This is a genomic window from Pseudomonas sp. UBA2684 (genome assembly GCA_002354655.1).
Lineage (GTDB): Bacteria > Pseudomonadota > Gammaproteobacteria > Pseudomonadales > Pseudomonadaceae > Aquipseudomonas.
In genome coordinates this window covers 1650-4497 of the sequence record DELY01000043.1, presented here as the reverse complement: position 1 = coordinate 4497, position 2848 = coordinate 1650, and the positions used below count along the sequence as shown (strand labels likewise).

The 2848-nt window shown below is 66.5% G+C and carries 1 protein-coding gene; it reads left to right on the top strand.

The window, feature by feature from the left end:
- Nucleotides 1–186: 186 nt before the first annotated feature.
- A complete protein-coding gene (locus B3M58_RS14510) occupies nt 187–2706 on the top strand; it encodes a sulfite reductase flavoprotein subunit alpha (protein WP_296220137.1) in 2520 nt (839 codons plus the stop codon).
- Nucleotides 2707–2848: the final 142 nt, after the last annotated feature.

The window sequence follows — 2848 nt, the reverse complement described above, 5'->3', positions numbered from 1 at the left end:
CTCCCACGTGACGGCGGTCTGCACCAACAGTTAACGGGCACAGAGCGTAAATAAAGCGTAAAGGCGGCAATCCAGCAATATCCGTAACTGATTCTCAAATAGAATTCGCTCTTGTTTTGCCGGGCGCCGGCGCTGTGCCGGTGGTCGACATTCGCTCTCAACGTCTCTGTGGTCGAGTTTCCCGTGTTGAAGAAAATCCTGTTCCAGCTGCATTGGCTGTTCGGTATCAGTGCCGGACTGGTGTTGGCCCTGATGGGGGTGACCGGCGCCGCCTACTCGTTCCAGGATGAGTTGATGCGCGCGTTCAACCCCGACGTGCTCAGCGTCGAGGTGCAAGAGAGCGGCGTGCTCACGCCGGCGCAACTGGTGCCGAAGCTCGAAGCGGCCAGCCAGCAGCGTGTCGTCGGTCTGTGGCTGGAGGTGCAGGGCGATCACGCCGCGCGGGTGTTCTTCGCGCCGGCGCCGGGCGAGCGTCGCGGGCCGTCGCGCTACTTCGATGGATACAGCGGCGAACTGCTGGCCGAACCGAGCGGCCAAGGATTTTTCGACCTGATGCTGCGCCTGCACCGCTTCCTGGCCATGGGCGAGTACGGCAAGCAAATCACCGCGGCCTGTACGTTGATCCTGATTTTCTTCTGCCTGTCCGGGCTGTACCTGCGGTGGCCGCGCCAGGTGTCGAGCTGGCGCGCCTGGCTGACCCTCGACTGGGCGCGCAAGGGCCGCAGTTTCAATTGGGACCTGCACGCGGTCGCCGGCACCTGGTGCCTGGCGCTGTACCTGTTGGCCGCGCTGAGCGGGTTGTATTGGTCGTACGACTGGTACCGCGAAGGCGCGACCGCGTTACTCAGCGACGAGCCGGGCGGCCAGCAGCGCGGCCGGCGTGGCCCGCCGCCGGCTGGCGAGGTGCCGGAGGTCAATTACCCGGCGCTGTGGAACGCTATTCAGAGCCACGCGGGAGCGCAGCTGAGCGCTTACAACCTGCGCCTGCCGCCTGCGGCTGGTCAGCCGGCGACGGTGTTTTACCTGCGCAGCGATGCGCCGCACGAGCGCGCGTTCAACCAGCTGACGCTGGACCCGTTGAGCGGTGAACTCAAGCGTCACCAGGTGTATGCCGACAAGTCGTTCGGCGATCAATTGCTCACCAGCGTGTATGCCCTGCACGTCGGCAGTTATTTCGGCATGCCGGGGCGCATCCTGATGATGCTCGCCAGCCTGGCGATGCCGCTGTTCGCCATCACCGGCTGGCTGCTGTACCTCGACCGTCGGCGCAAGAAGCGCGCCATGCTGCGCGCACGCGGGGCTTTGCAGCCGGGCGTGGCGCAGGCGGATGGCTGGTTGATCGGCTTCGCCAGCCAGAGCGGCTTCGCCGAGCAACTGGCCTGGCAAACCGCCGGGCAACTGCAAGCCGCCGGCCTGCCGGTCAGCGTGCAGTCACTGGCCAAGCTGGATGAGCAGATGCTGCGTCAGGCGCATAACGCGCTGTTCGTGCTCAGCACCTTTGGCGATGGCGAGGCGCCGGACAGTGCGCGCGGCTTCGAGCGCAAGCTGCTCGGCCAGGCGCTGGACCTGGAGCATCTGCGCTATGCGGTGCTCGCCCTGGGCGATCGGCAGTACCAGCATTTTTGCGGGTTCGCCCAGCGCGTCCAACACTGGTTGGCCGCGCAAGGCGCGAAGCACCTGTTCGACGCGGTGCAGGTCGATGCGGGCGATGCCACGGCGCTGGCCAGTTGGCAGCGCCAGCTCGGCGAGTTGACCGGAGCCCAGCCGCTGTACCAGGGCGAAACGCCCTACGGCCTGTGGACGCTGGCTCGGCGCGAGCTGCTCAACCCACACAGCCAAGGTGCACCGACTTACTGGCTGGGGCTGCGTGCCGAGCAAGCCGTTGAGTGGGCCGCGGGCGATATTCTCGAGGTGCTGCCGCGGCAGGCCGAGGCCAAGGTGCAGGCCTGGTTGCAGGGCCATGGCGTGGACGGCAGCCAGCCGGTCGAACTCGCAGGCGTGCGCCAGCCATTGCAGCAGGCCTTGGCCGGCAAGCAGCTGCCGGACAGCTTCGCCCACCTGGTCGGCTTGCACGCCCAGGCGCTGCTGAATGCCCTGGTGCCGCTGAGCGCGCGCGAATATTCCATCGCCTCGCTGGCCAGCGACGGCGTGCTGGAGTTGCTCGTGCGCCAGGAACGGCATGCCGACGGCTCGCTCGGCCTCGGCTCCGGCTGGCTCACCGACTCTGCGCCCCTGCACGGCCAGTTGTTGGCGCGGGTACGCCGCAACAGCGGCTTCCATGCGCCGGAGGATGAGCGGCCAGTGATTCTGATTGGCAACGGCTCCGGCCTGGCCGGGCTGCGCAGCCTGCTCAAGGCGCGCATCGTCGCCGGCCATACGCGCAATTGGCTGCTGTTCGGCGAGCGCAATGCGGCCCATGACTTCTACTGCCGTGACGAGCTGCAAGGCTGGCTGGCAGGTGGCGAGCTGGCGCGCCTGGACTTGGCGTTCTCCCGTGATCAGGCGCAGAAAATCTATGTGCAGGATCGCCTGCGCGAGTCCGCCGAGTCGCTGCGCGCGTGGCTGGCCGACGGCGCCTCGCTGTATGTCTGCGGCAGCCTCGCCGGCATGGCTGCGGGGGTGGATGAGGTGCTGCATGAGCTGCTCGGTGAGGCCGGCGTGCTGGCGTTGATCGAGCAGGGCCGCTATCGCCGCGACGTGTATTGAGGAACGGTTGGTTATCGCCGTTGTAGAAGCCAGCTTGCTCAATCGAAGGCTTTCCGTAGCGACGGCGTGGTTCTAAGCTTGTCGGCATGCACAGACGAATCCTGCTGAACTGCGACATGGGCGAAAGCTTCGGCGCCTGGAC